The following is a 6,024-nucleotide window of genomic DNA, read 5'->3' as shown; positions in this document are numbered from 1 at the left end:
AATCCGGGCCGGGCCAGCCTGATGGCTGCAGCACAGCCCGAGGAAACCGATTTCATCTATTTCGTCGCGGATGGCACCGGCGGTCATGCCTTTGCCAAGACGCTCGCGGAGCATAACGAGAATGTCGCCAAGTGGCGCCGGATCGAGGCGGAACGGGGCGCCGAGGCCGCGGGAAATGCCTCCACCGGGGGAAACTGAAAGAAATTATTTAGCGATCGTACTGGCTTGCAAGGTATTGTTAACCCAATTTCGATTGACAGAGCGCACGTTCTGACGTAGTTTCCTTGGCATGCTAGAAGACTTGTAAGGCGGCCCCGGCACCATCCGGAGGCCGCTTTTTCATGTCTGCTCGGTTGGAGTGATCCAGACGAGAGGTAAGCGATATGACGGAAGTTACCCCGGAACAGGCGTTGGCCGACAGCGCGGAAGTACTGACCGCGTTGCAGGAGGCGGTGCGCGGTCTGCGCAAAGAGATCGAAGGCCTGACTGAACAGGCCCGATCCGGGGGGGAAATTGCCGAAACAAGTGCAAAGCGGCAGCTGGGACAGATCCAGGGGCTGGTGGCGCATTGTGCGAAAGCGGAGAACATATTGAATGAATGTCGAAACAGGCAAGCAGGAGTGGTCAGCGGAGGATATGCCGTCGATCTGGACAAGGCCCGCGCTGACATCGGGTGCAAGCTGGATCGGCTCCGTCGATGCGGCGGTTCAGGACCGGTTTCTCAATGAACTGGACGAGGCGGAGTTGCTGGCGCTGCCCTATCTTTTCGAGTTCTGGGCATTGCCGCATCAGCTTCCCCCCGAGGGGGACTGGCGATCATGGGTGATCATGGGAGGGCGCGGCGCGGGGAAAACCCGCGCCGGTGCCGAATGGGTTCGATCCAAGGTCGAGGGGGCGATGCCCCTCGACCCGGGGGCGTGTCGGCACGTGGCGCTCGTGGGGGAGACCATCGAGCAGGTGCGCGAGGTGATGATATTCGGCGACAGCGGGATATTGGCCTGTAGCCCGCCGGATCGCAGGCCGGTCTGGGAAGCCACCCGCAAGCGGCTTGTCTGGCCCAACGGCGCGGTGGCGAGCGTTCATTCGGCCCATGACCCCGAAGGGTTGCGGGGGCCGCAGTTCGATGCCGCCTGGGTGGATGAACTTGCCAAGTGGCGCAAGGCGGAGGCGGCGTGGGACCAGTTGCAGTTCGCCCTGAGACTGGGGGAATTGCCGCAGGTCTGCGTCACCACCACACCCCGGGATGTCGGAGTTCTGAAACGGTTGCTGGATGCGCCCTCGACGGTGACGACCCATGCGCCGACGGAAGCCAATGCGGCAAACCTTGCGGAGTCCTTTTTGGAGGAGGTGCGCCGGCGATATCGCGGCACGCGACTGGCCCGGCAGGAGTTGGACGGCGTGTTGTTAAGCGACGTGGAGGGAGCGTTGTGGACGGGTGCCGCACTCGACGCGCAAAGACTGGCGGACGCGCCGGATCTTGACCGGATCGTGGTGGGGCTGGACCCGGCGACCACGGGCAAAGCCGGATCGGACGAATGCGGGATCGTGGTGGTGGGGGCGCGTTTACAGGGGCCGCCGCAGGACTGGCGGGCCGTTGTATTGGCGGATTGCACCGTGACGGGGGCCACCCCCCACAGATGGGCCCGGGCGGCTATTTCGGCGATGGAGAGATTCGGGGCAGACCGGCTGATCGCCGAGGTCAATCAAGGCGGTCAGATGGTGGGTGAGGTCCTGCGGCAGGTGGACGAGTTCGTGCCCCTGCGCTCGGTCCATGCGACGCGGGGCAAGGTGGCGCGGGCGGAGCCGGTGGCGGCACTTTACGAACAGGGGCGTGTGTCGCATCTGGGCAGGCTGGATGCTTTGGAGGATCAGATGTGCCGGATGACTTTGCGGGGGTATGAGGGGCCGGGCTCCCCCGACCGGGTGGACGCGCTGGTCTGGGCTTTGCATGAGTTGATGATCGCCCCCGCTGCCGCGTGGCGCGCCCCGGGGGTGCGAAGCCTGTAGGGCCGTAGATCTGACTCTGGTTACGTCGAAGTGTCAGATACGTTCATTCCGCCATTTGCCGATCAACCTGTTGTTCTTCGTTGATCATGGCTTGCAACTGCCTTCGGAACCGCAGTTGGCCGCCATCGATCGGGAGGTCGATATGGGGGGATGTCTTGTTGGACATTCCCTTCTGCACTTCATTCAATACGGCGCGATCCTCTTCAAAGGCGTGCTGGACGTCGGCGGTCATCATCTTGGAGAGTTCTTTGTCGTCCGGTCGGATATTGCGAAGCTGGAACCAGTAATAGCGTGTCTGGCCCTCATCCGTCGGCGTCATGAAATTGTAGCTGTCCATGATGAACGTTTTTTCATGGAGCGGCCCGTCGGGGCCGCCGGTGCCTGCGGGGGTAAACACGGCCCTGATCAACGCATGTGAGGGGTAGCGCACCTCGTAGTGCTGCAAACGATCACAGTTGCCCTCGAACTCGATGACCTTCTTGTAGAACGGCGCGGGCTCGTGATCCATCATCCAGCGATGTACGATGACGCCTTCTTCGGTTTTCGTGATGCGCAGTGGGGTGTCCTTGGTTGCGTCGGTCGCAAAGCTGCTTTGGTGAACCCATGCAACATGGGTCGGGTCCAGCAGGTTGTCGCACATCAGAAGGTAGTTGCAGTCCAACTCCATCGCAGCGCCACAGTTGATGCCCCAGGCCGGGTCGTCATAGTTTTCAATCTCGAAGATGTCTGACGGATCGGCGAGCGCAGGGTTGCCCATCCATATCCAGACCAATCCGTATTTTTCGTGCAAGGGGTAGGCGTGGACCTTGGCGTTGGAGGGAATGCGTCCCGTCCCGGGGGCCCAGACGCACTGGCCTGCGCAGTCAAACGTCAGACCGTGATAGCCGCATTCGACGGTGTCGCCCTTGATGCGCCCTTTGCTGAGAGGCAATTTGCGATGAGGGCAGGCATCTTCTAATCCAACGAGATCACCGGCTTCGGAACGGAACACGCAGACTTTTTCGCCAAGGACCGTGATCTGTTGCAATTCGCGGGTAACTTCATGGCTCCAGGCGGCAACGTACCATGCATTTTTCAAGAACATCTGAGGCCCCGCTTTATTGATTTCCCTTGTGAACCGACTTTAGCTGTAACGCCACAATTATGTAAATCGGGCTGAAACCGCACACTGTTCAGGAATCGCCTGGGTAAACGCCACTGAGCAACCAACACCATATCCCTGCGAAGGGCGGCCCTTTCTGGCCGCCCTTTTTCGCATTTTCATGGCCCTTCCATGAGGCTCGGGAAAGGGTGTTGCGGGGTGGGCGTGCGCTGGTTCGTGCAGCTCTTAAGCCTTTGCTGAGAGATTTCTTTCCGAGCCGCAGGGCAGGGGGCAGTTGCTCCGGGATGCGGTGGCTCACGGGATCAGGAGGGAGCGACGGATGGTGTTCGATTTTCTGCGGCGAACGGGGGGTGCCGAGGTGGTGCCGGAGCGCAAAGCGTCCGCGACCGGCCCCGTGATCGCCTATCAGAGCAGTGGCCGCGTGGCATGGAGCGCGCGGGATACCGCGAGCCTGACCCGCACGGGCTTCTGCGCCAACCCGGTCGCCTTTCGCTGCGTGAAGCTGATCGCCGAGGCCGCGGCGGCCCTGCCGCTGGTCATCGGCAACGAACAGCGCCGTTTCGACACGCATCCCATGGCCGATCTGCTGGCCCGGCCCAACGCCGGACAGGGGCGCGCGGAACTGCTGGAGGCGCTTTACGCGCAACTGCTGCTGTCGGGGAACGGATATCTCGAAGCGGTGGGGGGCGAAGCGGGCCTGCCGGTCGAGCTGCATGTGTTGCGCAGCGACCGGATGGCGGTAGTGCCCGGGGCCGATGGCTGGCCCGTCGCCTTCGAATATGCGGTGGGCGGGCGCAAGCACCGGTTCGATGCCACTGGGTTGCACAGCGCCATCTGTCATCTGCGGAATTTTCATCCCCAGGATGATCACTATGGCTTCAGCCCGATGCAAGCCGCGGCCATGGCGCTGGATGTGCATAATGCCGCAACGCGCTGGTCCAAGGCGTTGCTGGACAATGCCGCACGCCCCAGCGGGGCCATCGTCTACCGCGGGGCCGAAGGGCAGGGCAAACTGTCGGACGATCAATACGACCGGCTCGTGAACGAGATGGAAAGCCATCATCAGGGTGCCCGCAACGCAGGCCGACCGATGCTGCTGGAAGGCGGGTTGGACTGGAAGCCCATGGGGTTTTCACCCTCCGACATGGAGTTCCAAAAAACCAAGGAGGCGGCGGCGCGGGAGATTGCGCTGGCATTCGGGGTGCCGCCGATGCTGCTGGGCATTCAGGGGGACGCGACCTACGCGAACTACCAGGAGGCGCACCGGGCCTTTTACCGGCTGACGGTGCTGCCGCTGGCGACCCGTATCTGCGCGGCCCTTGGCCAATGGCTCGACGGGTTCGACGGGGTGGGCGCGGCTGGGGTCACCTTGCGCCCGGATCTGGACCTTGTTCCGGCCCTGTCGGCAGAGCGCGATGCGCAATGGGCCCGGGTGTCGGCGGCGGAGTTCCTGAGCGAGACGGAAAAGCGCCGCCTGCTCGGACTGCCGGTGGAGACGATGGATGGGTGAGGAACCCCGCTATGAGCGGTTCGAATGTGCCCCGGGATTGCGGCTCGAAGCGCATGAACGGGTGAGCGCCATTCACCACGAGAACCTGTCGCGCCGGATCGCGCGGCTGGAGGAGGGGCTCGACCGGCTGGAACGCAGGTTGTGGCTGACCGTCTACGGGGTGGTGGCGGTGATCCTGGCGCAGGCGGTTCAATCCGTTCTCGTCGTGGCGCCTTCGTGAGCGATGCAGTTGCAAGGAGACGATATGCAGAACTGGAACGAGAGCATGGGCGCGGCCCTGCCGCAGCTGGAACGCAAGTTCGCCCGTTTCGACAATGCCCGTACCGTCGCGGACGGGGTGGAGATCAGCGGCTATGCCAGCTTGTTCGGAAACCTGGATCAGGGCGGCGACAGCGTGGCGCCGGGCGCCTATGCCGCGTCGCTGAAAGCCCATGCGGAGGCCGGGCGCAGTGTGAAGATGCTCTGGCAGCACGATCCCGCACAGCCCATCGGCGTCTGGGACGAGGTGCGCGAGGACGCGCGGGGCCTTTGGGTGAAGGGCCGGTTGCTGAGCGATGTCGCACGGGGTCGCGAAGCGGCGGCACTTGTCACGGCCGGCGCGCTCGACGGGTTGAGCATCGGATATCGCACGGTGCGGGCTGAACGGAACGAGAAGGGGCACCGGGTTCTGGCGCAGCTCGACCTTTGGGAGGTCTCCCTCGTGACCTTTCCGATGCTGCCTGACGCCCGTGTCGGGGCCAAGGGTGACGCGCTGCCGGAGGACATCTGCAGTGGCATCGCCAGCGTTTTCCGCGAGGCGCGTGCGGCGCTGGAACGGAAGGACGACGCCACATGAACGGAACGCAACAGGAGACACGCCGATGAGCGCAGAACAGACCGGGATTTCCCGAAGCCAGTCCGCCCCCGTGCGGGAGATGGAGGAAGCCGTGGCGGGCTTTCTTTCCGACATGAAGGGCTTTCGGGCCGAGATCGAGACCAGAGTGAAACGGAGCGAAGAACGTATGACAATGATGGATCAGAAGATGACGGCGCCTGCGCGGTCCCCCCTGAGCGGACGCGTGGATAGCGGCGCGCCGCACCAAAAGGCGTTCAACGCCTATCTGCGCAACGGGGATGACGACGGGCTGCGCGGGCTGGAACTGGAGGGCAAGTCGCTTTCGACTGCCGTGAACTCGGACGGCGGCTATCTTGTCGATCCGCAGACGGCGGAGCGGGTCCAGTCGGTGCTGAACGCCACCGCTTCGATCCGGGCCATTGCTTCCGTGGTGCGGGTCGAGGCGACATCCTATGACGTGCTGGTGGATCATACCGACGTGGGCGCCGGTTGGGCCACCGAAGCCGGCCCGGTGGCCGAGACCGATACCCCGCAGATCGACCGGATCACCATCCCGCTGCATGAACTCAG

At 63.4% G+C, this 6,024-nt stretch carries 8 protein-coding genes; 7 read left to right on the top strand and 1 reads right to left on the bottom strand.

The features are described from left to right. The 3 genes from A3764_RS23920 to A3764_RS05050 all read left to right on the top strand — a co-directional run. On the top strand, nucleotides 1-198 hold a 198-nt coding region (locus A3764_RS23920; RefSeq protein WP_201722400.1), incomplete at its 5' end, for an endolytic transglycosylase MltG. A 185-nt stretch (nucleotides 199-383) separates the two neighbouring features. Next, complete coding sequence (locus A3764_RS25890; RefSeq protein WP_236628025.1) at nucleotides 384-728, top strand: hypothetical protein; 345 nt, start codon at nucleotides 384-386, stop codon at nucleotides 726-728. Further along, on the top strand, nucleotides 637-2,007 hold the full coding sequence (locus tag A3764_RS05050; RefSeq protein ID WP_201722224.1) for a DNA-packaging protein: 1,371 nt from the start codon (nucleotides 637-639) through the stop codon (nucleotides 2,005-2,007). The genes A3764_RS25890 and A3764_RS05050 overlap by 92 nt, the downstream gene beginning before the upstream one ends. A gap of 43 nt (nucleotides 2,008-2,050) precedes the next feature. On the opposite strand, the gene A3764_RS05045 is transcribed toward A3764_RS05050, so the two are convergent. Further along, complete coding sequence (locus tag A3764_RS05045; RefSeq protein WP_067919708.1) at nucleotides 2,051-3,091, bottom strand: aromatic ring-hydroxylating dioxygenase subunit alpha; 1,041 nt, start codon at nucleotides 3,089-3,091, stop codon at nucleotides 2,051-2,053. 337 nt (nucleotides 3,092-3,428) lie between these two features. Between A3764_RS05045 and A3764_RS05040 the strand changes: the two genes are divergently transcribed. The 4 genes from A3764_RS05040 to A3764_RS05025 form a co-directional block, all read left to right on the top strand. Beyond that, a complete protein-coding gene (locus A3764_RS05040) occupies nucleotides 3,429-4,619 on the top strand; it encodes a phage portal protein (RefSeq protein ID WP_067951279.1) in 1,191 nt (396 codons plus the stop codon). Continuing rightward, nucleotides 4,612-4,839 (top strand): GTA head formation protein, RCAP_rcc01685 family, encoded by a 228-nt coding sequence (locus A3764_RS05035; RefSeq protein ID WP_067924668.1) that lies wholly within the window; start codon nucleotides 4,612-4,614, stop codon nucleotides 4,837-4,839. The genes A3764_RS05040 and A3764_RS05035 overlap by 8 nt, the downstream gene beginning before the upstream one ends. Before the next feature lie 24 nt (nucleotides 4,840-4,863). Then, nucleotides 4,864-5,454 (top strand): HK97 family phage prohead protease, encoded by a 591-nt coding sequence (locus tag A3764_RS05030; RefSeq protein WP_236628024.1) that lies wholly within the window; start codon nucleotides 4,864-4,866, stop codon nucleotides 5,452-5,454. A gap of 25 nt (nucleotides 5,455-5,479) precedes the next feature. Next, a partial coding sequence (locus A3764_RS05025; protein WP_150122073.1) for a phage major capsid protein occupies nucleotides 5,480-6,024 on the top strand: 545 nt, incomplete at its 3' end.

It is taken from the genome of Sulfitobacter sp. HI0129 (assembly GCF_001635395.1).
Lineage (GTDB): Bacteria > Pseudomonadota > Alphaproteobacteria > Rhodobacterales > Rhodobacteraceae > Sulfitobacter.
The sequence above is the reverse complement of the archived record's forward strand: the minus strand, read 5'-3'. Positions and strand labels throughout refer to the sequence as shown.

What these genes read in the sequence shown, in the direction of transcription:
- A3764_RS25890 (WP_236628025.1), top strand. Translation starts at nt 384, where the DNA reads ATGACGGAAGTTACCCCGGAACAGGCGTTGGCCGACAGCGCGGAAGTA.
- A3764_RS05050 (WP_201722224.1), top strand. Translation starts at nt 637, where the DNA reads ATGCCGTCGATCTGGACAAGGCCCGCGCTGACATCGGGTGCAAGCTGG.
- A3764_RS05045 (WP_067919708.1), bottom strand. Translation starts at nt 3,091, where the DNA reads ATGTTCTTGAAAAATGCATGGTACGTTGCCGCCTGGAGCCATGAAGTT.
- A3764_RS05040 (WP_067951279.1), top strand. Translation starts at nt 3,429, where the DNA reads ATGGTGTTCGATTTTCTGCGGCGAACGGGGGGTGCCGAGGTGGTGCCG.
- A3764_RS05035 (WP_067924668.1), top strand. Translation starts at nt 4,612, where the DNA reads ATGGGTGAGGAACCCCGCTATGAGCGGTTCGAATGTGCCCCGGGATTG.
- A3764_RS05030 (WP_236628024.1), top strand. Translation starts at nt 4,864, where the DNA reads ATGCAGAACTGGAACGAGAGCATGGGCGCGGCCCTGCCGCAGCTGGAA.